The organism is Nonomuraea sp. B19D2 (assembly GCF_040137845.1).
GTDB lineage: Bacteria > Actinomycetota > Actinomycetes > Streptosporangiales > Streptosporangiaceae > Nonomuraea.
On the sequence record NZ_JBEFAK010000001.1, the window covers coordinates 299022 to 324686 of the forward strand.

The window sequence follows — 25665 nt, forward strand, 5'->3', positions numbered from 1 at the left end:
GTGATGGGACTGGCGAGGCCTGCGGGATGACAAACCCGGCCAATCCGACATTACATGGTTAGTAAAGTTTTCATCACGTGTCGAGGGCTGTCCATGGAGAAAGGTGCCAATTTCGTACGAAATCAGCACCCCTTCTTGCTTAACGCAGCGGGATCCAGGCCTGTCGCGCCAGCGTGGCGGCGTCGTTGACCTGGACGCCGTCGTACGAGAGCGTCCAGAGCGAGTCGCCGATGACGATCGCGCGCTCGATCCCCGACTGGCTCGCCGAATGCTTGATCATGCCCACCTTCGACACGGCGGAGTCGTCGATCTTCAGCACGAGCGCGCCCGACTCGGTCCGCTGGAACAGCGGGATCACCGCCAGGCCGGTCTTGGGCCAGTACAGGAACGCGTGCGGCTCCCACTCGGCCGTCGAGCCCGAGTCCTTCTGGAACAACTGCGACAGCCTGCGTGGGCTGGCCGGGTCGCTGACGTCGAACAACGAGACCTGCGTGCCCAGCGTCCTGCCCTTCTCGCTGGCCTCCTGGCCGATCCCGATCAGCCGGCCCTCGGCGCCGGGGTGCAGGTACGCGGAGTAGCCGGTGATCTTCAGTTCGCCCGTCACCTTGGGCGCCGCAGGGTCGCGCAGGTCCAGCGTGTAGAGCGGGTCTACCTGCTTGAACGTGACGCAGTAGCCGACCGGCCCCATGAACCTGACCGAGTAGATGCGCTCGCCCCGGCCGAGGCCGCCGACCTCGCCCGTCTTGGCCAAGGTGTCGGCCTTGAGCACGTACACGGCGCTGGAGCTGTTCTGGCCGTCCTGGGTGGCGAGCGTGGTCGCGACGCGGAGGTGGCCGTCGTGCTCCGACAACGAGTACTGGTTCAGCAGCCGCCCGGGAACCTTGCCCGAGGCCACGTAGGAGGGCGCGCCGGGCGAGGCGATGTCGAACCGGTGGACCTCCGTCTCCTCCGGCGGGACGGTGGGCGTCGGGCTGGGCTCAGTGGAGGCGGATGCGGACACGGAGGGATCCGCGGGCGTGGGCTCCTCGGCCGGGGCCAGGCTCGACGAGGTCGGCGTGGTCGCCGGGGTGTCCGCCACCGGCTGGGGCGCCGGCATCCACCAGCGCGGGTTGCTGGCCACGTAGAGGCTGCTGCCGGTGCCGTACACGGTGTCGCCGTCGGCCGCCAGGCTGATCGGGTCGGTGCCGGCCGCGGTGACGCCCTGCGCGAGGTCGATGGTGTGCACGGTGAGCAGCGACGTGCCGGTGTAGTCGGCGGGGTGGCTGATCCGCTCGCACTTCACGGAGTCCTTCTTGACGGTCCCCGACGCGTCCGTGATCTCGATCTTGGGAAGCCAGGCGTCGGCCGGGGCCTTGCGCACCGCCTCCTGGTTGCGCTTGACGCGCTCGGCCTCCGGGACGTCTTCCTTGATCTCAGGGAACGCGATGTCCGGCTGGCTGCGGGTGACCAGCCTGACCGTGGAGCCGACCATCCGGGCGTCCACGTACGAGCCCTGCGGCTTGATCGTGCTCAGCACCTTGGGCTGCCCCGAGAGATCGACCAGCACGTACCTCGTCTCGCCTGGCTGGACGAAGCTCCTCGCCCTGTACATGATGTCGCCGCCGCGCATGAACACCAGCGCGCGGTCACCCGAGACCAGCAGGTCGGCGGCCAGGCCGGGCTGGTCCTTCTCCGTCAGCTTGAGCGATCCGGTGACCTTCCTGGTGGCGGTGTCGATGATCCGCAGGATGCCGTTCGAGACGGTGATGACCCGGTTGCCGTCGGTCTTGACCATGTCGGGTTCGTCCACGCCGGCCTCGTGCACGTTCGTCGTGGAGTGCTCTGGCGTGTCCGCCTTCGCGACGGCCGAGCGGGAGGCGTCCTCCGCCACCGCGTAGGGCATGATGCCGCCGCCGAAGCCGTACGCGGAGACGTTCCTGGCGGCGTGCTCGCGCAGTCCGGACAGCAGGTCGTCGCAGCTGGTGTAGGCCACCAGGCGGATCGCGCCGAGCGGGCTCGTCTTCGGCTCCGGAGGCGGTCCTGCGGCCGTGGAGGTGCAGGCGGCCGTTACCGTCGCGAGCGCCGCGGCGGTCGCGGCCGTACGGATCAGCGTCTTCATGCCCTCATTGACGGCTGTCCCGGCCGGATGGTTCAGGAGCCCCCGTCGGGGTTGACGGTGAAGACCGGGCTGAAGTCGATCTCGTCGGGCACCTCAAGCAGCTTGCGCACCAGCTTTCCGTTGAAGTCGACGACCTGGATCTCGTCGTTGGCGCCGTTGTCCTGCTCCCAGCAGTAGAGGTGGGTCTCGTCGTAGAAGCCGAGGGCCTTGTCACAGTCGGAGGAGAACTTGCGCAGGCGGTCGCCCGACTGGGAGTCCCAGATGCAGTGGTCGCCGTCGCCGCCGTTGGGGCAGTTGGTGACGAACGTCTTGCCCGAGGGCGAGAAGATGTCCTGCGTGCCGGCGGACAGTGTGCCGATGCCCGGCAGGGAGCGCGTGGCCTTGCCCTCGGTGTTGAAGAAGCGCAGGCCGCGGTTCTTCTCGTCGCCGTAGACGTTCACCGTGCCCTCGTCGTCGCCGTCGAAGCCGAAGGCCGTCTGGCGGATGGAGGTGTCGGAGACGGTCACCGTTTTGGCTTGTTTCTCAGCCACGTCGACCAGCACGAACCCGATGTAGATCCAGTCCTTGCCGTTCTTCTTCTCGACGTTGAGCAGGATCTTGGAGCCGTCCCTCGACCACGCCCTGATGCTGCTGATCAGCGGTTCCTTGACGGTCTTGATCGTCGTACGCTCGTCGGTCTGCCGGTCGGTGACGACGAGGAAGTCGAAGTCGTCCGAGCTGTAGCTCCGGCCCCTGGTGGCGAGGTAGCGGCCGTCGGGGGAGACCATGGACTCCCAGTTGGCGGCGTACTTCGTGAACGAGCCGTGCAGCGCGCCCCTGGCGTAGTCGATCCAGTCGTCCTTCTTCTTGTCGAAGACCTCGTAGGACGTCAGGACGACCGCGTCGCGCCGGTTCTCGTAGAGGTACATGCCGCTCGCGCCGGGGATCGACACCCTGGTGCCCGTCGTCGGCACGGGCGACGGGCCCGGGGTCTGGCTGGTGCTCGTCCTGGACCTGGTCGGGCCGGGCGTCGAAGTGCGCGGAGGGTCGGCCAGCGTGCCCTTGTCGACCTGGATGACCACGACCACGCCGGCCAGGATCAGCAGCGCGATCGCCACCGTGATGCCGGCGATGAGCGGGGCCCTGCTCTTCTTCTGCGGTGGGCGCTGCTGGTTCAGCCAGCTCGGGTGGGTGGGCTGCTGCCCGTGGGGGCCCGGAGGATGCCACGAGGGCTGAGGGGACGGCGCGACCGAGCCCGTGTGCGGGACCGGGCCCGGGTACGGGGCGGGTCCGGACGGCGGGCCCGCGTACGGTCCTAATGTGGGCCCCGACAAAGGTCCCGAAGGAGGCCCCGAAAGAGGCCCCGACAGAGGTCCCGACGGAGGCCCTGACGGAGGTCCCGAGGGCGATGCGAAGGGGGAGGCGGGCGCGGGTGTGGGGGCGGCCTCGGCGGCGGCCTGCGCGAGGATGCCGGGGTTCGGCGCCGAGCTCGGCGCGGAGCCGGGCGCGGGGTGCCGCAGCAGGCGCATGATGACCTGCTCGGCCGTCGGCCGCTGCGCCGGGTCCTTGGCCAGGCACGCGGCCACCACGTCACGCAGCTGAGCGTCCAGCACGCCCAGGTCGGGATGGTGGTTGAGGACGCGGTTGATCACCGCGGGCATCGTGTCGCTGCCGAACGGCGCCTGGCCGGAGGCGGCGAAGATCATCGTGCTGGCCCAGGCGAACATGTCGGAGGCCGGGCCGACCGTGTGACCCATGATCTGCTCGGGCGACATGTACGCGGGCGTGCCCACGACCATGCTGCTGATCGTCGCGGTGGCGTTCAGTGCCCGTGCGATGCCGAAGTCGATCACTCGGGGCCCGTCGGCGCCGATGATCACGTTGGCCGGCTTGAAGTCGCGGTGCACGATCCCGGCCTGATGGATCGCGGCCAGCGCGGTGGCGGTGCCGATGGCCAGCCGGTGCAGGACGGAGCCGCTGCGCGGCCCCTCCTCCTGCACCACCCGGTGTAACGAGGGCCCCTCGATGAACTCGCTGATGATGTACGGCCGATCCTGCTCCACCCCGGTGCCGAGGACGGCCGCGGTGCAGAACGGCGCCACCTGCTGGGCCACCTGGACCTCGCGCAGGAACCTGTCGGCACTCACCTGGTCGCCCGACAGGTCGGGCCGCAGCCACTTGACGGCCACGCGCGCGTCATTGTGGCCTTGGGCGAGGTAGACGACGCCCTGACCGCCCTCGCCCAGCCGGCCGAGGAGATCCAGGCCCGCCAGCCGCTGTGGATCCCCGGGGCGCAGCGGAGCGAAGGTTGCCATGAAAGGGATTCTGGCCCTATGCCGCGCATCCGCAAAAACTACCCGCCGGTAGCCCGGCGGAATATCCTGCTGCCATGCACGTGACGTCCAGCGGTAGGACACGGCACATCATCGCCCCGTTCACCGGCGAAACCCTTGCTGATCTGCCCATATCTGACGTTGACGACGTCCGCCGGGCGTACGAGAAGGCCAGGGCGGCCCAGGCCGAGTGGGCGGGCAGGCCCGCGGCGGAGCGGGCGAAACCGTTCCTGCTGCTGCACGACGCGATTCTCGACCGCAGGGACGAGATCCTCGACATCGTCCAGAACGAGACGGGCAAGGCCCGCAAGCACGCCTTCGAGGAGGTGCTCGACGTCGCGGGCTGCAGCCTCTACTACGCCCGCCGCGCGCCCGGCCTGCTCGCCCCGCGCGCCCGCAAGGGCATCTTCCCCGTGGCCACCCGGGTGGCGGAGCTGCGCCAGCCCAAGGGCGTGGTCGCGCTGATCTCCCCGTGGAACTACCCGCTCGCGCTCGGCGTCACCGACGCGGTGCCCGCGCTGCTGGCCGGCAACGCGATCGTGCACAAGCCGGACACGCAGACCGCCCTGTCCACGCTGTGGACCATCGACCTGCTGGCCGAGCTGGGCATGCCGCGCGAGATCTGGCAGGTGGTGCTCGGCGAGCCGGCCGAGATCGGCGACGCGCTGCTCGACCACGCCGACTACGTGGGGTTCACGGGCTCCACGCGCGGCGGCAGGAAGATCGCCGAGGAGGCGGCCAAACGGCTCATCGGCTGCTCGCTGGAGCTCGGCGGCAAGAACCCGATGGTGGTGCTCGACGACGCGGACCTGGACGCGGCCGTGCTGGGGGCCATCCGGGCCTGCTTCGCGAACGCCGGGCAGCTCTGCCTGTCGATCGAGCGCCTGTACGTGCACGCGTCCGTGTTCGACGCGTTCGCCGAGCGTTTCGTCGCCCAGGTCAGGGGCCTCAAGCTGGGCGCGGGGCACGACTGGTCGGTGCAGATGGGCTCGCTCACCTCGCAGCGCCAGCTCGACACGGTCAGCGCCCACGTGGACGACGCCCTGGCCAAGGGCGCGACCCTGCTGACCGGCGGCAAGGCGAGGCCCGATCTCGGCCCGCTGTTCTACGAGCCGACCGTGCTCACCGGCGTCGGCGAGGACATGGAGCTGTGCCGCAACGAGACGTTCGGACCGGTGGTCGCGCTCTACCCGTTCTCCTCCGACGACGAGGTGGTCGAGCTGGCCAACGACACCATCTACGGCCTGAACGCCGCCATCTGGACCGCCAGCCTCCCGCGCGGCCGCGCGCTCGCCGCCCGTGTCCGGGCAGGCACGGTCAACATCAACGAGGGGTACGCCTCGGCCTACGCCTCCTACGACGCGCCCATGGGCGGCATGAAGGCGTCCGGCCTGGGCCGCCGGCACGGCGCGGAGGGCCTGCTGCGTTACACCGAGTCCAAGACCGTGGCCGCGCAGGCGGGCTGGCTGGGCTTCGAGCCGCCGTTCGGGCTGCCGTACGAGAAGTGGGCCGCCACCTTGGCCACCACGCTGAAGACCATGCGGCGGCTGCGCCTCAAGTGACGTCTACGCTGTAAACATGAACGACCAGGGCACGGCCGGGCGCATCGTGGCCGTCGCGCAGCGGATCCTCATGGAGGAGGGCGCCGACGCGGTCAGCATGCGGCGCGTGGGCGACGCCGTGGGCATCACAGCCATGGCCATCTACCGGCACTACCCCAACAGGGACGCCCTGCTTCGCGCCGTCGCCGACCGCAGCGCCGGCGAGCTGGCCACGATGTGGACGCGGCGCGCTCCCTCGGGGTCCTGGGACGAGCGGGTCTCGGCCGCCCTCGACGACTTCCTCGACTTCGCGCTCGGGAGCTCGCATCTGTACCGGTTCCTGACCCTGGACGCCTGGGCGGGGGCGCGGCGCTTCCCCGAGGACTTCCGCGACGGGCAGGGCCCGCCCTTCAGCGTCGTCACGGGGCTCGTCGAGGAGGGCATGCGTACGGGACGGCTGCGCGCGGACGACCCGCTGGAGACGGCGATCACGGTCACGTCGAGCGCGCAGGGGCTGGTCCACCAGTACCTGAGCCGGCGCATCGGGATGGACGAGGCCGACTTCCGCGCGCTCTGCCACCGCTCGACGTGGCGGATCATCAACGGGCTCCGCGCGGAATAACCGCTCATGGCGCGGTGTCGTTGACGACCATGGAGATTCGTTACGTCGGAGGACCCACGGCGGTCCTGGAGCTCGGCGGGGTGCGCCTGCTGACCGACCCCACGTTCGACGCGCCGGGCGACTACCCGATCGGGAACAGGGCGCTCACCAAGACCACGGGGCCTGCCGCCGAGGTCTCCTCGCTCGGGCCGGTGGACGCCGTGCTGCTCTCGCACGACCAGCACCCGGACAACCTCGACAAGGCCGGACGGGACTACCTGGCGTCCGTGCCGCTGATCCTGTCCACGGGGTCGGCGGCCGCGCGGCTGGGCGGCTCGGTACGTGCGCTGCCCAACTGGACGTCTGTCACGGTGGGCGACGGGTTGCGGGTGACCGGGGTCCCCGCGCAGCACGGGCCGGACGGGACCGGGCACCTGGTGGGCGAGGTCACCGGGTTCGTGCTCAGCGGTGAGGGGCTGCCGACGGTTTACGTGAGCGGGGACAACGCCTCGCTGGACGTCGTGCGGGAGGTCGCCGGGCGGGTCGGCCCGGTGGACGTGGCGCTGCTGTTCGCGGGCGGGGCCCGTACGCCGCTGGTCGACGGCTACCTGACGCTGACCAGCGACGACGCGGTGGCGGCCGCCGAGATCCTGGACGCCAGGTACGTGGTGCCACTGCACTTCGAGCACTGGGCGCACTTCACGCAGGGGCGGGAGACGGTGGAGAAGGCGTTCGCCGGGTTCGGGGACCGGCTGCGGCTGCTGGCTCCAGGCGAGAGCACCCGACTTCTCTGACTGTCCCTGGGCTTGGCTCTTGGCGAACGGGCGCGACCTGCCCCGCCTACGCCTGGCAGGGTGAAGCGGTGAGCTGGAACGCGCGTGCGCTCGACGTCCTGGCGGCGGGGCAGCCCACCCCGCTGATCGACTTCCCGGTGCAGGCGCCCGGGATCAGGCTGCTGCTGAAGGACGAGTCCGCGCAGCCCAGCGGGAGCCTGCGGCACCGCCATGCCAGGGCGCTGTTCCGCCGGGCCGTCCTCGACGGGCTGGTCACCGAGGGCACGACCGTGGTGGAGGCGACGGGTGGCAACGCGGCCGTGGCGCAGGCCTGGTTCGCCCGGCGGCTCGGGCTGCCGTACATCGTGGTCATGCCGGGCGAGCGGAGCGAGCTGCGCGCCCGGGCGGTGGAGGCGCTCGGCGGGGAGTGCAGGTTCGTGACGCCGCCGCTGGCGATCTACGACGCGGCGCGCGAGATCCCGGGCCATTTCCTCGACCAGTTCGGGCGCGCGGCCGAGCACGACCTGGGGGAGGAGCTGTTCGCCCAGGTGCGGCCCGACTGGGTGGTGACGGGGGCGGGCACGGGCGCCACGTCGGCGACGCTCGGCCGCTGGATCCGCGACCACGATGTGCCGTGCCGGGTCGCGGTGGCAGATCCCGATAATTCGGCATATTTCCCGGGATGGACCCTCGACGTGCCCGACTACGCGACCGGGATGCCGTCGCGCATCGAGGGCATCGGCCGCCCCCGCATCGAGCCCGGGTTCCGGCCTGACCTCGTCGACCTGGTCGTTCCCGTGCCCGACGCGGCGAGCGTGGCGGCGGCCAGGCACATCAGGGAGGTCACGGGGCTGCCGGTGGGCGGTTCGTCGGGCACGGCGCTCTGGGCGGCGCTGGAGCTGGTCGAGCGCATGCGGGCCAGGGGCGAGACCGGCACGGTGGTGTCGCTGCTCGGGGATGCCGCCGATCGGCATCTGGCGACCTATCACGATGACGCGTGGGCCGCAGGAAAGGGGCTGGACACCGGGCAGCACAGGGACGAGCTGCGGAGCCGTACCGGCGTCTGAGTCGCTCAGCTCAGGGGATGGACGACCCAGACGTTCGGCTCCACGTACACCGCGTGGTCGTGCTCCACGTCGCAGTGCACCGGGGTGAGCGCGCCCAGCACCTCCAGCGGACCGGAGCGGTCGAACGGCAGGCCCGTCCACTTGCGCCACTCCGCCAGCGTGCCCGCCACCACCATCGAGCGGGGCGCCACCTTGACGATCTTCCCGCCCGCCCGCACGTGCACCCGCAACCAGGCGTCATGGGGCAGGCCGTCGGCGCGGGCCCTGAAGGCGTACTCGGACATGGGGGTGTGCGGTTCGAGGTGCTTCCTGTTGGGCCTGACGGGCGCCACCAGCTCGCGGTAGCCGAGGCGGGCGGCGTGGTCGCGCATGGCCGCCAGCATCACCGAAGACAGGCCCGTGCCCTGCAGGTCACGGCGGACGCTGATCTCCAGAGCGGAGATGGCGTCGGGCCGCGTGCCGCGCTCGCGGGCCAGCCAGCCGGACCTGATCACACCGTCCCACCCGTCGTCGGGCAGCTCGGAGCCATCCCCGCAGAACGGGGTCAGGCAGCCCCGCGCCACCAGCCGCCCGGGGTCCGCCTCGTCGTCGGCCACCAGCACGTACTCGGCGTGGGTCGTGGTGGCGAAGGGGTAGAACAGGTCCGCGATCTGGTCCTGCAGCATGAACTCCTGCCACGTATGGTCCATCTCGAACAACGACGGCGCGAACTCGGGACGCTCCGCGAGCGTTGTGATCTTGATAGCCATGCAGATCATTCTCACATTGCGGCCGGCTGGCACGTGCGCGAATAAACCGGGCAAGAAAGCGTGCGCTAGCGTCGGCCGCATGACAGAACTTGACGCCAGGCTGCGCGCCATCACCGACCTGATCGTGGCCGAGGCGCGCGAGGGCGGCGGCAGGCACGAGTACGACGGCCGGATCCAGGACCTCTCACCCGAGGGCGTGCGATCCGGGCTGGCGCGGCTCGGCCAGGGCGCCGCGCCCGAGGACGGGCATGACGCCGAGCACCTACAGGTGTTCGAGGAGAGCCTGCGCACCCAGTTCGGCGAGCTGGAGCTGCATCGCAAGAACCCGCTGATCCACCTGTCCAACCTCGACCTCGCCTGCTACGACCGCGACTACGCCCCCGAGGAGGAGCGCGCCGCGGCCAAGTCGGCCCACCTCGCGCTCTGGCCCGACGCCGTGGACCAGGCGATCGCCTCGCTCGACCAGGTCCCGGCCCCCGTCGCGAAGTCCCTGCTCGCGGCGGTCAAGGGCCTGGCCGTCGGGGTCACGGACGGGGCCGCGCTCAAGGCCCACGGACGGCTCGTCCAGCATGTCGAGCGGGCCGCGGCCGAGGGCGACCCCGACGCCTCGCTCGGCGGCGAGGCCCTGGCCAGGCTCATGGGCACGGCCGAGGGCCTGCCGGTCGACCTGGACAGGCTGGCCGAGCGGGCGGACGCCGAGCGGGACCGGCTGATGGCGCTGCTCGCCGAGTCCTGCGCCAAGCTGGGGGAGACGGGCAGGGCGCCGCTGGACGTCGTACGTGAGCTGGTCAAGGACCACCCCGACGCGGACGGCGTGATCGAGGCGGCGCGGATCGGCACGGAGAAGGCCATCGCGTTCACCCGCGAGAAGGACCTCGTGCCCTACCACGACGGCGAATGCCTGGTCGGCCTGGCGCCCGAGTCGCGGCGCTGGGCGATGGCCATGATGGCGTGGAACTCGCCAGGCGAGCCCGAGGGCCCGTCCTGGTACTACATCACGCCGCCGGAGCCGTCCTGGCCTGAGCAGGACCAGGAGGAGTGGCTGGAGATCTTCAGCCGTACGACGCTGCCGGCGATCAACGTGCACGAGGTCGCGCCAGGACACTTCTCGCACGCCCGCGCGCTGCGGCGGGCGAAGTCCGACGTGCGCAGGCTGCTGCAGTCGATGGCGTTCATCGAGGGATGGGCGCATTACGCCGAAGAGCTGTGCGTGGAGGAGGGCTTCGAGGCGGACGACCCGCGCTTCGAGATCGGGGTGTGGGTGGAGGCGCTGATCCGCGTCACCCGGCTCGCGTGCGCGATCGGCGTGCACACCGGGCAGATGACGGTCGAGGATGGGGCCAGGCGCTTCGAGTCCGACACGCATCTGGCGGGGCCCGCTGCGCTGTCGGAGGCCCGGCGGGCGTCGTTCGACCCGACGTACGGGCGTTACACGTGGGGTAAGCTGCTCATCCTCGACCTGCGGGAGCGGGCGCGCAAGGAGTGGGGCGCGAGCTTCAGCCTGCAGCGCTTCCACAAGGCCCTGCTCGACCTCGGCTCGCCGCCGCTGGGCCTGATCGACCGCATCCTCTAGGACCGCCGGGAGCGCCGGCGGGCGGAGGGGGCGGTACCACGCGGTGGGATTCCCTGGAGCGGCGGCGGCGCGTCAGGTAGCGTCGGTCGCGAGCGAGGGAGGTTGGGCCTGTGCGGGAGCTCTCTGGCAAGATCGCCGTCGTGACGGGCGCGGCCAGCGGCATCGGGCGGGCGCTGGCGCTCAGGTTCGCGGCCGAGGGCATGACGCTGATGCTCGCCGACGTCGATCCCGGCGGTCTCGCGGAGACGGCCGCCCAGGCGGGCGACGGCAAGGTGCTCACGCAGGTCATCGACGTGTCCGACGCGGCGGCCGTACAACACCTGGCCAACCGCTGCTTCGGCGAGCTCGGCGCCGTGCACGTGCTGTGCAACAACGCCGGCGTCTTCCAGGGCGGCCACATGTGGACCCGCGGCGAGGAGGACTTCGCCTGGCTGCTCGGCGTGAACCTGTGGGGGGTGCTGCACGCCGTCCGCGAGTTCGTGCCGCGCATGATCGAGCAGGACACCGAGGGGCACATCGTCAACACGGTGTCGGTGGCCGGGCTGTTCGCCACGCCCGGGGCCGGCGCGTACGCGGTCAGCAAGTACGCCGCGCTGGCCGCGTCCCAGGCCCTCGCCCAGGATCTGGCCGCCGCGGGTGCCAAGCTCCGCGTGACCGCGCTCTGCCCCGGCGCGGTCAGGACGCGCATCGCCGACTCGGCGCGCGTACGCCCGCCCACCCTGGTCAACACCCCCACCCAGGACGAGGTGGCGGTTCAGGAGTCCGTCAGCAGGGCGTCGGAGCGCGGCATCGAGCCGTCACTGGTCGCCGACCGGGTCGTGGAGGCCATCCGGGAGGAGCGGTTCCTGGTGCTGACCGATCCCAGGTACGCCGCCCGGCTGCGCCTGCAGACCGAGACCCTGCTCACCGGCAACCTGCCGTCCTACCAGTGACGTTCGTGGCCGAGCACCCGGGCGACCCTGCCGGTGCGCGGCTTGACCAGCAGCCGGACGAAGTCGCCCGGCAGCACATCGTGGTAGACCCCCTCATTGATCAGGTATGACGTGGCCTTCTCCGAGCTGCCGTCATGGAGGGCGACGTAGTAGGAGCGCCTGCTGCTCATCGAGTCGGAGTCCATGTCGATGACCGCCCAGCGCTTGACGATGTAGCCGGAGACCTCCTGCCGTCCGGGGACGGGAGCGGAGGAGCCGGGCGGCTCGATCTCCACGCCGCGCCAGCCGCTGCCGGTGTAGATCCACTCCGGCTGGGGGTTCACCGGCGCGCGGTCGGGCCCGGCGATCTCCCGCCCGGCCTCGGTCAGCAGGAAACCCCTTCCGGCCAGGAGCAGGCTTCCTCCGGCCACGAACGACACCATTGTCGCGATCATCCCCGGCCACGACAGCCCGGCCGCCGAAATGGTGGCGTACCAGGGGACCACGAGCCCCACGGCCAGGAGCAGCGGCACGATCATGGTCTGCCAGCGCCTGCGCGCCAGGCCGAGTTCGATGGCCGTCTGCCGGACGAGCGGGACGAGGTCGCCGTCCAGGTCGGACCCTTCGGGCATGAGCGCCATCACGGGCGCGTACGGCTTGCCTCCCAGGCGGGCGGCCACCCGTTCCAGGACCCACCGCTCATAGTGCCGGAGCGGCTCCTGCCTCTGGGGGGCCAATGCGAGGCGGTCGCCCTCGATCGTCACCCACTCTCGGCCCGCCAGGTCGAACAGCGCCGCATGGAACACATCCTGGGACCGCATCCCGCGTAAAAGCTCGACCACGGGCGCGGGCACCTCGTACCAGGGCGCTTCCTGGGGTCGCTCGCGGCTGGACACCTTGAAGGCGGCGGCCAGCGCGGTCACCCAGAGGGCCCACGCGGTCACCGGCCAGGCAAGATCCATTGTTCTGTGTTAGCACGAGTGCCGTTGGCAGGCCAGGTGTAATGCGCAGGGCCGATAGACTGTGGTTACCGCATTTCGCCTTTGGGGGGTTCTCAGGTGTCTGAATTCGACACAGTGCTGGTGGTCGACTTCGGCGCACAGTACGCGCAGCTGATCGCCAGGCGCGTGCGCGAGTGCCACGTCTACTCCGAGATCGTCCCCTCGACGATGCCGGTCGAGGAGATGATGGCCAAGAATCCCAAGGCGATCATCCTGTCCGGCGGCCCCTCCTCGGTCTATGCCGAAGGCGCGCCGCCGGTGCCTCGCGGGCTGTTCGACACAGGTGTGCCCACGTTCGGCATCTGCTACGGCTTCCAGGCCATGGCGCAGGCGCTGGGCGGCGATGTGGCCCGCACGGGCGTCGCCGAGTACGGCGGCACCGCGCTGGAGGTGCTCAGCGAGGGCGTCATCTTCGCCGGCCTGCCGGCCGCCCAGACGGTCTGGATGTCACACGGCGACAGCGTCGCGGCCGCCCCCGAGGGATTCGCGGTGACCGCCTCGACGCACGAGACGCCGGTCGCCGCCTTCGAACACCCGGAGCGCGGCCTCTACGGCGTGCAGTTCCACCCCGAGGTGCTCCACTCCGAGCACGGCCAGACCGTGCTCAAGCACTTCCTCGACGCGGCCGGCTGCCGCCCGTCGTGGACCATGCTCAACATCGTCGAAGACTCCATCGAGGCCGTGCGCCGCCAGGTGGGCGACGGCCGGGCGATCTGCGCGCTGTCGGGCGGCGTCGACTCCGCGGTGGCCGCCGCGATCGTCCAGCGGGCCATCGGCGACCGGCTGACCTGCGTCTTCGTCGACCACGGCCTGCTGCGCAAGGGCGAGGCCGAGCAGGTGGAGCGCGACTTCGTGGCCGTCACGGGTGTGAAGCTCCGCGTGGTCGACGCCGCCGACCGCTTCCTCAAGGCCCTGGACGGCGTCTCCGACCCGGAGGAGAAGCGGAAGATCATCGGGCGCGAGTTCATCCGCGTCTTCGAGGACGAGCAGCGCGCCATCATGGCCGACGGCCCCGTCGAGTTCCTGGTCCAGGGCACGCTCTACCCCGACGTGGTGGAGTCGGGCGGCGGCACCGGCACCGCCAACATCAAGTCCCACCACAACGTCGGCGGCCTGCCGGAGGACCTCCAGTTCAAGCTGGTTGAGCCGCTGAGGGCGCTGTTCAAGGACGAGGTCCGCCGGGCGGGCGAGGAGCTCGGGCTGCCGAGTGCCATGGTCTGGCGCCAGCCGTTCCCCGGCCCCGGCCTCGGCATCCGCATCGTCGGCGAGGTCACCCGCGAGCGCCTGGACCTGCTGCGCGAGGCCGACGCGATCGCCCGCGAGGAGCTGTCCCGGGCCGGCCTGGACCGGCAGATCTGGCAGTGCCCGGTGGTGCTGCTGGCGGATGTGCGTTCGGTGGGGGTTCAGGGAGACGGGCGCACGTACGGGCACCCGGTGGTGCTGCGGCCGGTGACGTCGGAGGACGCGATGACGGCGGACTGGGCACGGGTGCCCTACGACGTGCTGTCGCGCATCTCGACCCGGATCACCAACGAGGTCCGCGAGATCAACCGCGTGGTGGTCGACGTGACCAGCAAGCCCCCCGGCACCATCGAGTGGGAGTGATTCCCCTTCGGGCGTAGCTCTGCCTGAGGGAGCCGCTGAGCTGGTGGTTTGCCATTCGGGGGGTCGGGAGTGGTTGATCGCGCAGGGACCGCCCGGCGGTGATCCAGTTTTGCGGACTGCATCGCGTCACCGCCGGGCGGGAACGGTCACCTTACGGTTCGCCCGTATCGGGTGAGGACGGCGGCGCCGGTCTGCTCGGCCGCCAGGCACTCCAGGTAGGCGGGTGGCCTGCCGTCGGGAAAGAGCCGCTCGCCGGTGCCCAGGATCGTGGGGAAGGTCAGCAGCCGGTATTCGTCGATCAGGTCTTCGGCCATCAGCGCGTGGACGACGCTCAGGCTGCCGGGGACGATCACATCGCGGTCCTCACGATTGACGGCGTCGACGAGGTCGCCGTCGATGACCTTCGAGTTCGCCCATGCCGAGGTGTCGGTAAGCGTGCGGGAGGCGACCAGCTTCGGCGCGGCGTTCATCCGCGTGGCGAACGGGTCGTCGCGGCCGGGCCAGATCTGCGAGAACAGCTGCCAGGTTGCCCGCCCCAGCAGCATGACCCCGTTGTCGAGGGTGCGGCCGAGCTGGAACTTGTCCCCGGCGACCGCTTCGGGGCCGTGCCGGAACGCCCAGCCGCCGGTCGCCGTGCCGGCGGACCCGTCGGGGTCGGAAACGATCCCGTCCAGGGTGATGAACTGTATGACGATGACGCTCACGATGATGTCCTTCCGTTGATGCTCGCCGGTATGTACCAGCGGCACCGGCCAGACTCATCGCGCCCGGCGGAACTCGTCGAAAAAAATCTGCTGGGGCAGGTCGAACGCCTTAAGCACGTGCGGATCGGCGAACACCACGTTGTGCGCGACGCGGCCGCCGGTGACTGTGAAGACCTGCAGCGTGTGCAGCCGGTGCCCGCCACCGGGCTCTGGTCTGTACGCGGCGAGTGCGGGCTGCCCGTTGGCGGTCAGAAGCCTCGTTCTCCAGCCGGTCCCGTGCATGTCGAACACCCGGCGCATGAACAGTCCATAGTCGCGGCTGCCCTGGTACCACAACGGCACCGGCGGCATCTCCATGATCGCGTCGTCGGTGAGGAGCCGCACGAGGGCGGGGACGTCCGCCGCCTCGAATGCTCGCGCGTACCGCTGGATCGCCGCGCGGGCCTCGGGATCGTCCGGCTCGGCCACCCCGCTCACATCGCCCACGTCCGCGAGGACGGCGCGGGCCCGCTGCAAGGCGCTGTTGACGGCCGTGACCGTGGTCTCCAGTTGCGTGGCGACCTCGGCGGCGCTGAACTGCAGCACCTCGCGGAGCACGAGGACAGCCCGCTGCCGCGGCGGCAGCAGCTGCATCGCCGCCACCAGGGCGAGCCGCAGGTCCGCCCGCATCTGCAGGTCGTACCGCGCGTCGGGGAACGGCTGCAACCAGGGGATGTCCAACGCCGGGGTGAGCGGCGCACCGGGATCATCGCTCGGCGCGCTCAGCCCGGTCGGCAACGGCCGCCGCGCACGCCCCTCCAGCGCGGTCAGGCAGGCGTTGGTGGCGATCCGGTACAGCCACGTCCGTACTGACGCGCGAGTGCTGTCGTACCGATCACGGGCCTTCCACGCCCGTAGCATCGTCTCCTGCACCAGGTCCTCAGCCTCGTGGAAAGAGCCCAGCATCCGGTAGCAGTACGCGACCAGCTCACCCCGGTAAGGCTCGAACTCCACCTGCTCATCATGGTGCACAGGGCATTCCTGCATCACATCGGGCCCTGGCCGGTCGGCATGATCGTCTGCTCTTCCCGTGTGGCTGTGTTCAGCTGTGCGTCTGGAGTCCTCGCAGGTCACGGCGTAGCGTGGGAGTGGAAGGTATCAATTGTGTAATACCTGCGGGGTGATCGTGATGCCCCTTACGGCGCGGGTGACGCAGTCCTCTGATCGCTGCATCGTCGCTCTGGACGGTGAGCTGGACATCTGCTCGGCTCCCTGCCTGCTGGCCGCTGTTGACGAAGCGCTGGCGGGTGAGCGGCGCAACCTGCTGGTGGAGGCGACCGGACTGACCTTCTGCGACTCTCACGGGCTGGAGGCATTGCTCGAGGCCCAGCGCGAGGTCACCGACGCGGGCGGCACCATGGAGCTGGCTCACCTGCATGACAGGGTTCGCCGCCTCTTGGATCTCACGGGACTGACCCGGGCCTTCACTATTATCCCGAAACGATCTAAAGACCCTTAAGACGCGAGATGAGTGACGAGACGACTACGAAGGGTAGGTTCACGGCGTTCCCAACTAGGAAAGGACGCTTCATGGAACAGCAGCAGGCCCAGCAGATCGAGCAGCAGCTTCGGCAGAACTGGCAGCAGATCAGGTACCAGATCCTGGACCAGTTCGCCGAGGTCAGCCCGTCCGATCTCGACTTCGCCCGTAACGTCAACGATCTCGTCGAGCGGATCGCCGACAAGTCTCACCACAGCGACAGGTACGTAGAGACGCGACTGCTGGAACTGGTCGGCGTTGGCGGCACCTCGATGGGGCCCCAGGGACAGCCGTTCGGCACGTCAATGAGGCAGCAGGGCGGGCAGGTCGGGCCGCAGCGTCTCGGCGGGCAGTGACGTAGCACGCGCGTCCACAACCAGACGATGAGCTGGTCAGGCGATGGAGATCCGCAGTGGAACTACACGCCTGGCCAGACCATCGGACAGATATGCCGCCAAGGGAGAAGGCGGCAGCCGTCTCCGGTCATCGCGGCACCGGCCAAGAGATCAGGAAGCCTGCTTGGATCGGTAGTCCAGCAGAGAACGGTAGTCCAGTAGATCGTCGATCAGTTCGGTGACGAACTGGTTGCGAGGCATCTGGCGCAGTTCGGCCAGCATTGCATCGATCTGTTCGAGCGTCGGCCGACCGTCTACTGACGCGGCCAGTGTCACAAGATTGCTCATGGCACCTCCAGTTGCCCCAGTTTATCCCCTTCTCGTAATAAATGTCCCATTTTCGTTTGCTGTACGGGCGAGAGATCAACTCCATCGGCCGTACCCATGCGCTGATCTTCGCCGAGAGCCTCGTCCTGGCCGGGCGCCTCGCGCTGTGGAGGGTGCTCGCGCAGTGGCCGGACAGGCGGAGAGGGGCGGGCTGCTGCTGTGGGCGTTGGCGCGACGGGGTTCAGGCGGCGACCGGTGCAAGAGCGCCCATGGGGGCGGCTTCGGCGTCGGCGAACACCGGAAGTTCGAACCAGAGGGCCTTGCCGCGCGGGGTGCGGACACCGCCCCAGGAGCCGGAGAGCGCGTCGACCAGGAACAGCCCGCGGCCGCCCTCCGCGTCCACGTCAGCGGTACGCATGCTCGGCAGCTCGGGATTCTCGTCCTCGACCGCGCAACGCAGCAGCCCGTCCTCGGCGCAGAAGCTGAGGCGGACCTGTCCGTACGCGTGCTCCAGCGCGTTGGCGACCAACTCGCTGACGAGCAGTTCCGCGACCTCGATCTGGTCTTCCAAGCCCCAGTCGGCAAGCTTCTCACGCGTCAGCCGACGTGCACTGCGCACCGAGCCCAGGTCGGGCGACAGCCACCACGAGGCCGTCCGGCGCGCCACCGAGCCCTGGCCGATCGCCGCTGTCCAGATCCTGCTCCACGAAACCCTGTTCATAGCTCTACATCCCGAGCGGCAGCTGAAGCCTTGACGCTGCCGTCCGGTTCACCCCCGGTCCTGTCTTCAGGTGAGCCCGGATCGCTCACACCATGAGAATGCCGCACCGCGCCACCAGGAGAAGAGGTGAGAAATCCCCATATGGGTACCTATTTCGGACTACGTAGGTGCCCCGGGAGACGCCCAGGCCAACGCCAGTCCGCGGGTGTCCGCTTACCAACCGCCCCGGTGGAGCTGGCCGCGCACCGCGCCGCCGGGGAACTCGCTCGTGTGCAGGTTCACGTACCAGTCCTTGGGGTTGTGCTTGATGCCACGGGCGACCTTGGGCGTGGTGCTGCCGGTGCCCGCGATGCCGTTGACGCCGGCGGGACCGGAGGGAGTGGTCGCATGCGAAGTCCATCGGGGGGAAGACGATTCAGACCGTGGCTGGGGGCTGTTTCCCTGGGCGGGAGCGTCGCAGTCGTCCTGTGGGGCTCTCCGCTGTCCGCGCAGGCCGGCACGGTGAACGTCCACCTCGGCACGGCCGCGGCGCAGTCCATCGTCTGTCCCAGCGTGGCCGACAAGCTGACCGAGGTCCCCACGGCCGCCAAGGCCGAGGTCGACCGTAACCTCGCACTGCTCGACAAACAGATCCAGGAGGCCAATGACCGGCTGTCCCGTTCGGCAGGGCAGGGCGGCCCGAACTTCGTGCAGAACGCCATCCTCGGTCCTCTGGCCGGTAAACGAGCCGCCACCATCGACCGCATCTCCATCGCCATCGGACGCGTCGCACAGCGCCCCACCGGCCTCAACGGACTCGACACCTGCACGCTCGGCGACTCGGCCGGCGACGCCGCCACGAACGCGGCGGACGTCGGCCCCTCGGCCGACGACTTCGTCGACATCCGCCAGGTTCCCGAGGCGGAGCAGCCTCAAGCGGGCGAGAACGGATCAACGGGCACGTTCGTCTCCCAATGCGGTACGAACAGCGCGGGCCATTCCAACGCCGACAACGTCATCCTCGCCCCGGGCATGTCCGACGGGGCCCAACTCCAGCTGGATTACGTGGGCAACACGTCCACCGACGCCTTCTCGACCAACGAGACCCTCGCCGCCGCGGACACCACCTGCCGCACGAGCGCCGACCGGTCCGCCTACTTCTGGCCGACCCTGCGCGTACGCGGGTCCGACGACGAGAGCGGCCAGGCCGGCACGAACAACGTCGGCACCGCCGTACAGCCATCGACAGTCAGACTCGAATACCGCGGCAACCCCACATCAGACGTCACGGCCGCACCACGATTCCTCAGGATGGTCTCCGGCGAGGCCAGGGCGGCCACCAACGGTGCCGCCGACGCCCGGCCGACGTGGACCTGCACGGGTTTCACCGACCGCCTGACCGACAAGTATCCGATCTGTCCCTCCGGCAGCGAGCTGGTCCGTGTCTTCGACATGCCCAGCTGCTGGGACGGCCAGAACCTCGACAGCGCCGGCCACCGTACGCACCTCGTCTTCCCTGACGAGACCGGCGCCTGCCCGAGCGGCACCGAGGCGGTGCCGCAACTCCGGATGACGCTGACCTACGAGAACGTGCCCAACACAGCGGACGTCCCCTTCGCGGTGGACGGATTCGCCAGCGAGCAGCACGACCCGAGCACCGACCACGCCGGCTCCATCGGGGTGATGTCGGAGAAGCTCATGAACACCGTCGTCCGCTGCATCAACAGCGGCAAGGACTGCTGACGCGCACGACCGGGCACCACACCTCCGCGGTGTGGTGGCCGCGTCATCCACGGCGGTATCGAACCTGACCTGCGGGGAAGCAGGTGGGCATGGCACGGACAAGCGCGCCGGCAGGGGCCTGCGGCCGGTGACCGCCGATGAGGTACGACACGCTGGTGGAGGCCGCCCAGTGGTCAGGGGTGGAAGATCCGCGGCTGCTCGCCGCCATCGCCACCACGCCGCGTGACCGTTTCGTGCCGCCGCGCTACGCCGCGCGTGCCTCGCAGGACGAGCCCATCCCGATCGGCCACGGCCAGCCCACTTCCCAGCCGTCCCTGATCGCGCAGATGATCGACGCCCTGCGGCTGTCGGCCACGCAGACGGTCCTGGAGATCGGCACCGGGTACGGCTACCAGACCGCCCTGCTGGCCCGCCTGGTCCGCCAGGTGTATTCGATGGAGCGCCACGCCGATCTGGCCGAGCACGCGCGGGCCAACCTCGCCTCAGCAGGGGTGAGCAACGCCGAGGTGGTGGTCGGTGACGGCACCGCCGGCCTCCCGGAGCACGCGCCCTTCGACGCCGTCGTCGTGTCCGCCACGGCCCCGGCGGTGCCTGCCCCGCTCGCCGAGCAGCTGGCCGAGGGCGGGCGCCTGGTCATGCCGATCCAGAAGAACCTGCACGAGATCGTCACGCTCTTCGGCAAGCGCCAGGGCCGCCTGATCCAGGAGCGCCTGCTGACACCCGCCCGGTTCGTCCCGCTGATCGGCGAGCACGTGGACGCCCCGGGCACCGAGCCACCCGAACGCTAGCCGCCCATACCTCCCTCAGACGATCAAGTCATGAAAATCGGAATTTGTGTGCTTGACGACTGAGATAAACGCCGGTGATGACGGCGCCCGCCGATCAAGGAATAGATCATCACTTTACTGATCCCTTTTCGGGACCCGTCCCGTAGTCTGTCCGGTAATTGAGGTCATTACGCATTCATCGGCTGCTACGGTTCCCGGCCAGTCCGGCAGGTTCTGCCCGAAGGCCAGGCGGGAGTGTGCGCATGACGGTTTCCCCACGGTCGAGCCTCGTTTCGCTGATCGATGAACTCATCCGCGTGAAACGCGATCCCGAGGGCAGAGCAGACTTTCCCCGGCCGATCCTGATTTTGGAAGGAGTCGGCGGCTCCGGTCGCTCGCGCGTACTCGACGACACGTGGCGCCGGTGGGCGAGGACGACCCCGATCGCGAGGGTGGACCCGCTGGCCGGTGGCGACGACTCCGACTCCATGCGGTCCGTGCTGAAGGCCGTCATGCTGGGCCTGACAGCCGAGGCCCCCGGCTACCGGGTCTCCTTTCCGCGGGTGGTGCTGGCCCACATAGCGATGTCCGCCCCGATCAACGAGTCCGACCCGGAAAAGAGCGTCCGGACCCTGCGCGAGCGGATCAACACCTACCAGGACCCGAGCCTGGTCGTGACTCTGCTGCAGCGACTGCTGCCCGTGGCCGCGGGCACTCTCGGTCTCGACGCTCCGAGTCTGGACAAGACCCTCGAGGAGATGATCGGGCGGCTCGGCAAGTCGGGCCTGCGGTCGAAGCTGCTCTGGCGGGACGCGCTGGCCTGGTTCGAGCACCAGGACCAGGACTTCTGCCACGATCCCGAACGCGCGCTGGTCCGGCTCAGCCGGCAGGCCGACGACCCGGGCGCGGGCGTGCGGGAGAACGTCGACCGCCTGCTGATGACGGCACTGCTGGCCGACCTGCGTGACAGCTTCGACCGCGCCGTCAACCACCCCTCCCGCGCGGTCCTGCTGCTCGACAACGGCGACGCCCCCTCGGCGGGGCAGTTCCTGAAAACCCTGGTCAAGGCACGTTCCAAGCTGGAGCGCCACGGAGTGCCCCGGGACCCGCTGACCGTGATCACCACCAGCGGCGGTTACATCCTGGCCGAGTCGGCCGGCCTGAGCGAACGGGCCGCGCAGTGGCCGGAGTCCGCGCTGGCCGATCTGTCCAGATCCGACCTCCACAATGCTGGGACGTGGCTGCGAGTCCTCCTCGACGGGTTCACCACGGATGCCGTCGAGTACCTGGTGGAAGCGGATCTCACCTGGTGGCCGCCCTCCCTCGGGGTCGGCACGATCACCAATGCCGTCCTGCGGCTCACCGGCGGGCACGCCGAGGCCACGGACCTCGTGCTGGCCCAGCTCCGGAATGATCCGAAAGTCATCGACGATCTAGGACGGGTCCTGTCCGAGCACGCGCCGGAGCAGGGCCAGACGATGGAGAGCTACCTGATCGACAGGATCACGGCGGATCTCAGCCCGCGCAAGCGCCTTCATGAGCACCTCAGAGAGGCCCTGATCACGCTGGCCGGAGCACGTGACAACGAGGAGGCGCAGTGCCTGACACCGCTCCTCGACAATACGGTCCACGCCGAGCCGATCCTGTTCACCTCACCGTCGTTGTGGCCCATGCCGCAACCCAGGGGCCGGTGGGCGATGGCGCCGTTCGTACGCTTCCTGCTGCTGCGCCGGCTGGCCGAGCGCCCTGGCAACCACTCGGCGAGCTGGACCAGGGTCTTCGAACGGCTCCGTGACCACACGGCAGACGAGGACGTCTGCGGGAGACTCCATCACGAGCTCGCGCTCGGCAACCACGAGACCGTGGTGACGGAGCTGTTCAAGCTCCTGGGCGAGGCATCCGGGGCCGAGTGGTTGGAATGTCTCGATCGCATCGTCGCCACGCCCGGCCTCCGGCCGCCACACGACACAACCGCCCCGGCCGATACGGCGGCGGAGTCTCGTCGCGCGGCTGTCGCCCAGCTCGTCACCGCCCTGCACCAGCTCGCCGACCCCGTGCTCAGCGACCGGGAGGTGCTCCGCGGCCACTACACCGTCGCCGCGGAGGCGTGCAGGCGGCTCTCCGACGCCGATGCCCGGCCCTTCGCCGAACGTGCCCAGCATTTCCGGAAGCTCGCCGAGGCCCTGACGTGACCGCGCACCCCCCGCACGAGAGGCGCCGCCTGGAGCCGGCACCCGTGAACGGCACCCCCCGGTACATTTGGGGGATCCGGCCCAACCCGGAGCGGTGGCCAAAGAGACTCTGGCATTGGTGGCGCGTGGGCGCAGTCGTCACGGCACTCGCCGTTCTGATGCCCGGCGTGCTGATCGTCCGCCCATGGTTGTGGGACAGGTTCTCCTGCGGATGGCAGCCCATGACGGGCGTGTGGGAGCAGGGAGACCAATGCGTCGGCGCCAGCAGCGGGCCGTACGCCTTCAACCGCCCCGAGCTGACCGACGTGATGAGCAAGATCGCGCAGCAGAACGAGACCGCGGAGGACGGCTCGTGCGCCAAGGGCGCGAACGCCGTGACGGTGGCCGCGCTCATGACCCTCACCTCGGCGGAGAGCGGCGGCCGGGCGCTGCACCAGCTCGAAGGCATCGCCGCCGGGCAGGCGAACGCCAACGCGAACAAGGCCGAGTGCGTGCATCCGATCAAGCTGGTGGTGGCCGAGATGGGCGCCACGGAGCAGGCGGCGACCGAGGTGGCCGAGCTGCTTGCAGAAAGGGAAGTCGCCGCCGTCGTCGGCATGGGGCTGAGCCTGCAGCAGACGGCCGACGCCGCCCGGGTGCTGGCGCAGCAGAAGATCCCCATGGTGGGCAACGTGATCACGGCCGAGGGCTTCGACGGGAACGGCTCCCAGCAGGACAGGCCCGATTACCGGCGCTGCGACCCGTCACACACCTACAAGAACGGCATCGGCCTTGGGTACTTCTATCGCGTCGCCTATCGGAACGCGGTTCAGATCGATCAGCTCGCCAAATATCTGGAGCCGAGCAGGAAAACGCTCAAGTTCATCATGACGCCGATCACGATGAACGACCCTTACACGTGCACGACGCTGCCACTCGTGCACGCCAGGTTCGACCAGAAGTCGCGTCCGCTGCAGGAGGTGAAGTTCGACCCGGGGGACTCGGCGACGGTGAAGTTGTCAGCTCAGCGGATCTGCGCCAGCGCGGGGCCGGTGAGCGTCTTCTACGCCGCCCGGGCCAGCCACCTGCCGCAGTTCCTCAAGAGCATCGCCGACCAGTCCGAACTCGGGCAGTGCCGGTTCACCAGCATCACCGTGGTCAGCACCTCGGACGCCGGCCGGATGCGGGCCAAGGAGGTCGATCCGAATCTCGAGCAACAGCGCTTGGCGGCCCTCAGCAGCCCCATGTTCATGAACGGGACCGTACAGCTGATCTACACACCGCTCGCCGACCCCGACGTGCTCCCGGCTGAGGGCGGGATGAAGAGGCTGCGGGAGTCGTTCACCAAGCTCGGTTTCGATCCCGCGCACCTGAACAGCGGTTGGGCGATCTCCGGCTTCGACGGCATGACCACCGTCGCCGGCGCCGTCAACACGCTCACCGCCCTGCAACCGGTCACCTCTTCCCGGGTCAACGCCGCCCTCGGCGGGTTCGTCCGGGGCGGCTCGGCGGTCGGCGGCGCCAGCGGGAACATCACCTTCGACAACTCCGGCAACCGCGACGACTCGGTCCCGAGCGTTGTGCGCCTCTGCCCGGCCGAAGGCCACGAACCGAGGACGGCACGGCTCTACCCGACGGAGACGGCCTGTCCCTGACCGGGAACGGCCCGCGAGTGCGTCGACTAGCCGGTCCCGTGTTCAGGCACGTCCGGCTCGTCTTGCGCGGGGAGCTCACTGGACGAACGTGCGCTCTGCGCGGGCCGGCCCCGCCGTACCGAGGCGACCGCCAGCCGCCCCACACTCCCCAGCAGCAGCGGCACCAGCAGCACCCCGACGAAGATGGGCGAGGCCAGGTACCGGAAGTCCTGCGCCGAGATGTTGGCCAGGACGGCCAGCTGCTGCCCGGCCACCACGGCCGCCACCCCCAGCACGTACCGGTTCCGCAGCGCCCAGGCAGCCAGCCCCACGGCCAGATAAGACACGTACGCCCACAAAGCCCCCCGCCACAGCAGCCAGTCGTACTGTGGCGCCAGCGCGCCGGCCAGCCAGGGGTCGGCCACCCGGTTCAGCTCCCACGACAGCGGCCGCAGTGAGTAGACCCAGCGCCCGGGGAAGTCGGGCACCTTGTTCGGCCCCACGTAGGTGTCGGCGTTGGGCCGCCGCGAGAACCGGTACGTCATCCCCCCGATCGCGAGATCGTCCTGCACGGGCTTCCACGCGATCGCCCCCCGGCACAGGCGGGTGTCGATGATCATGCGAGGCTCGCTGGTCAGCAGCCGTTTCCACAGGTCGAGCAGCTGGGCGGCGTGCGCGTCGGCCTGCTGCCAGCTGAAGTCCCGCCGCCAGATCAGCGGATTGACCGTGTAGCAGGTCCCGCCCGCCCACCACCGCGTCAAGGGCGCCACGGAAGCCATCAGCGTCTTGTCCTGTTCGCTGAACAGCTCCGGATGGTCCCGGTACGCAACCGCGATGTCGCCGAAGGCGGTGTGGTACACGTACGTCTTGACCGGGGCCGCGATGCCGAAGTGCGGAAACACCAGGTTCGTGAGCGCGAGCGGGAGGGCGGCGGCGAAGGTGCCGACCAGGAGCAGCCGCACGCGCATGGTCGTGACGATCACCAGCAGCGCGACTACGGCGACGCCCACGACCAGGAAGCCGTTCGCCCGGAACAGCCCGAGCAGCGTGAAGAGCACCCCGAGCCCGACCAGCGCCGGCACGGTGACAGCGCGCCTGGCCGCGATCCGCGCGCACACTCCCGCGATGGCGATCGCGCAGATCGTGAACGGCACGTCCTTCCACAACGTCACCGAGAACGCCCCCACGGGCGGCGCCAGCGGCATCAGCATCGCCACGAGCGTGGTGAGCAGGCGGGGCGCGCCGAGTGACCGCAAGGACTGCGCCAGATACGTCAGCGCCGCCGCCATGGCGGTGGTCTGCGCGAACGTGACGGCGCCCAGGTCACCGGTCCTGGTGAAGCTCAGCCACAGCAGTGCGTCGTAGAGCACCGAGTGGTCGCTCACCCAGGGTCCGACGACCGTGTGACTGAGGTACAGGACCGAGTCGCGGCTGAACAGGCCAGGGTAGAAGGCCGCCCACCAGCATCCGAGCACGGCCTGTACGACCAGGAAGGTCGCGAGTGCGACCCACGGTCTCCGCTTGCCCATGGTCC

At 69.7% G+C, this 25665-nt stretch carries 23 protein-coding genes; 13 read left to right on the plus strand and 10 right to left on the minus strand.

From position 1 onward, the window contains the following. Positions 1 to 139: 139 nt before the first annotated feature. Both ABN273_RS01605 and ABN273_RS01610 read right to left on the minus strand, forming a co-directional pair. Positions 140 to 2098 carry a beta-propeller domain-containing protein gene (locus ABN273_RS01605; protein ID WP_349446767.1) on the minus strand — a complete coding sequence of 653 codons (1959 nt, stop codon included), beginning with the start codon at positions 2096 to 2098 and terminating at the stop codon, positions 140 to 142. Positions 2099 to 2130: 32 nt separating this feature from the next. Beyond that, positions 2131 to 4392, minus strand: coding sequence for a protein kinase domain-containing protein (locus ABN273_RS01610; RefSeq protein WP_349446768.1), 2262 nt, complete (start codon positions 4390 to 4392; stop codon positions 2131 to 2133). A gap of 74 nt (positions 4393 to 4466) precedes the next feature. On the opposite strand from ABN273_RS01610, the gene ABN273_RS01615 reads away from it, so the two are divergent. The 4 genes from ABN273_RS01615 (at position 4467) to ABN273_RS01630 (ending at position 8392) form a co-directional block, all read left to right on the plus strand. Next, a complete protein-coding gene (locus tag ABN273_RS01615) occupies positions 4467 to 5972 on the plus strand; it encodes a succinic semialdehyde dehydrogenase (protein ID WP_349446769.1) in 1506 nt (501 codons plus the stop codon). Positions 5973 to 5988: 16 nt separating this feature from the next. Next, a complete protein-coding gene (locus ABN273_RS01620; protein ID WP_349446770.1) occupies positions 5989 to 6573 on the plus strand; it encodes a TetR/AcrR family transcriptional regulator in 585 nt (194 codons plus the stop codon). Positions 6574 to 6602: 29 nt separating this feature from the next. Then, positions 6603 to 7346 carry an MBL fold metallo-hydrolase gene (locus ABN273_RS01625; RefSeq protein ID WP_349446771.1) on the plus strand — a complete coding sequence of 248 codons (744 nt, stop codon included), beginning with the start codon at positions 6603 to 6605 and terminating at the stop codon, positions 7344 to 7346. Positions 7347 to 7414: 68 nt separating this feature from the next. After that, positions 7415 to 8392: a PLP-dependent cysteine synthase family protein gene (locus ABN273_RS01630; protein WP_349446772.1), complete on the plus strand. Its 978-nt coding sequence runs from the start codon at positions 7415 to 7417 to the stop codon at positions 8390 to 8392. A 5-nt stretch (positions 8393 to 8397) separates the two neighbouring features. On the opposite strand, the gene ABN273_RS01635 is transcribed toward ABN273_RS01630, so the two are convergent. Further along, positions 8398 to 9141: a GNAT family N-acetyltransferase gene (locus tag ABN273_RS01635; protein ID WP_349446773.1), complete on the minus strand. Its 744-nt coding sequence runs from the start codon at positions 9139 to 9141 to the stop codon at positions 8398 to 8400. Between the two features lie 79 nt (positions 9142 to 9220). On the opposite strand from ABN273_RS01635, the gene ABN273_RS01640 reads away from it, so the two are divergent. Both ABN273_RS01640 and ABN273_RS01645 read left to right on the plus strand, forming a co-directional pair. Continuing rightward, positions 9221 to 10714: a DUF885 family protein gene (locus tag ABN273_RS01640; protein ID WP_349446774.1), complete on the plus strand. Its 1494-nt coding sequence runs from the start codon at positions 9221 to 9223 to the stop codon at positions 10712 to 10714. A gap of 110 nt (positions 10715 to 10824) precedes the next feature. Continuing rightward, complete coding sequence (locus ABN273_RS01645; RefSeq protein WP_349446775.1) at positions 10825 to 11646, plus strand: SDR family NAD(P)-dependent oxidoreductase; 822 nt, start codon at positions 10825 to 10827, stop codon at positions 11644 to 11646. Here ABN273_RS01645 and ABN273_RS01650 read toward each other — a convergent pair. Then, positions 11637 to 12587: a DUF2207 domain-containing protein gene (locus ABN273_RS01650; RefSeq protein WP_349446776.1), complete on the minus strand. Its 951-nt coding sequence runs from the start codon at positions 12585 to 12587 to the stop codon at positions 11637 to 11639. The genes ABN273_RS01645 and ABN273_RS01650 overlap by 10 nt on opposite strands. 96 nt (positions 12588 to 12683) lie before the next feature. On the opposite strand from ABN273_RS01650, the gene guaA reads away from it, so the two are divergent. Beyond that, a complete protein-coding gene (gene guaA, locus ABN273_RS01655; protein ID WP_349446777.1) occupies positions 12684 to 14231 on the plus strand; it encodes a glutamine-hydrolyzing GMP synthase in 1548 nt (515 codons plus the stop codon). Between the two features lie 146 nt (positions 14232 to 14377). Here the strand turns inward: guaA and ABN273_RS01660 are convergent, their stop codons facing one another. Next, complete coding sequence (locus ABN273_RS01660) at positions 14378 to 14935, minus strand: dihydrofolate reductase family protein (protein ID WP_349446778.1); 558 nt, start codon at positions 14933 to 14935, stop codon at positions 14378 to 14380. A 54-nt stretch (positions 14936 to 14989) separates the two neighbouring features. Next, positions 14990 to 15961, minus strand: coding sequence for a sigma-70 family RNA polymerase sigma factor (locus tag ABN273_RS01665; RefSeq protein WP_349446779.1), 972 nt, complete (start codon positions 15959 to 15961; stop codon positions 14990 to 14992). A gap of 142 nt (positions 15962 to 16103) precedes the next feature. On the opposite strand from ABN273_RS01665, the gene ABN273_RS01670 reads away from it, so the two are divergent. After that, positions 16104 to 16433 (plus strand): STAS domain-containing protein, encoded by a 330-nt coding sequence (locus ABN273_RS01670; RefSeq protein WP_349447171.1) that lies wholly within the window; start codon positions 16104 to 16106, stop codon positions 16431 to 16433. A gap of 71 nt (positions 16434 to 16504) precedes the next feature. Beyond that, positions 16505 to 16810 carry a hypothetical protein gene (locus tag ABN273_RS01675; RefSeq protein WP_349446780.1) on the plus strand — a complete coding sequence of 102 codons (306 nt, stop codon included), beginning with the start codon at positions 16505 to 16507 and terminating at the stop codon, positions 16808 to 16810. Positions 16811 to 16960: 150 nt separating this feature from the next. Here ABN273_RS01675 and ABN273_RS01680 read toward each other — a convergent pair whose 3' ends face one another. The 3 genes from ABN273_RS01680 to ABN273_RS59355 form a co-directional block, all read right to left on the minus strand. After that, positions 16961 to 17137 (minus strand): hypothetical protein, encoded by a 177-nt coding sequence (locus ABN273_RS01680; RefSeq protein WP_349446781.1) that lies wholly within the window; start codon positions 17135 to 17137, stop codon positions 16961 to 16963. Positions 17138 to 17357: 220 nt separating this feature from the next. Beyond that, positions 17358 to 17837: an ATP-binding protein gene (locus ABN273_RS01685; RefSeq protein WP_349446782.1), complete on the minus strand. Its 480-nt coding sequence runs from the start codon at positions 17835 to 17837 to the stop codon at positions 17358 to 17360. A 213-nt stretch (positions 17838 to 18050) separates the two neighbouring features. Further along, positions 18051 to 18329 carry a CHRD domain-containing protein gene (locus ABN273_RS59355; protein ID WP_502910924.1) on the minus strand — a complete coding sequence of 93 codons (279 nt, stop codon included), beginning with the start codon at positions 18327 to 18329 and terminating at the stop codon, positions 18051 to 18053. Here ABN273_RS59355 and ABN273_RS01690 point away from each other — a divergent pair. From ABN273_RS01690 to ABN273_RS01705, 4 genes are all read left to right on the plus strand, one after another. Then, complete coding sequence (locus ABN273_RS01690; RefSeq protein ID WP_349446783.1) at positions 18225 to 19559, plus strand: DUF1996 domain-containing protein; 1335 nt, start codon at positions 18225 to 18227, stop codon at positions 19557 to 19559. The two genes, ABN273_RS59355 and ABN273_RS01690, sit on opposite strands and share 105 nt — an antisense overlap. Before the next feature lie 137 nt (positions 19560 to 19696). After that, positions 19697 to 20347 (plus strand): protein-L-isoaspartate(D-aspartate) O-methyltransferase, encoded by a 651-nt coding sequence (locus ABN273_RS01695; RefSeq protein WP_349446784.1) that lies wholly within the window; start codon positions 19697 to 19699, stop codon positions 20345 to 20347. A 296-nt stretch (positions 20348 to 20643) separates the two neighbouring features. After that, positions 20644 to 22518, plus strand: coding sequence for a hypothetical protein (locus tag ABN273_RS01700; RefSeq protein WP_349446785.1), 1875 nt, complete (start codon positions 20644 to 20646; stop codon positions 22516 to 22518). Positions 22519 to 22643: 125 nt separating this feature from the next. Then, the gene (locus tag ABN273_RS01705; protein WP_349446786.1) at positions 22644 to 24152 is read left to right on the plus strand and encodes an ABC transporter substrate-binding protein; all 1509 of its coding nucleotides are present in this window, start codon (positions 22644 to 22646) and stop codon (positions 24150 to 24152) included. Between the two features lie 26 nt (positions 24153 to 24178). On the opposite strand, the gene ABN273_RS01710 is transcribed toward ABN273_RS01705, so the two are convergent. After that, a complete protein-coding gene (locus ABN273_RS01710; protein WP_349446787.1) occupies positions 24179 to 25660 on the minus strand; it encodes a hypothetical protein in 1482 nt (493 codons plus the stop codon). Between the last annotated feature and the right edge of the window lie 5 nt (positions 25661 to 25665).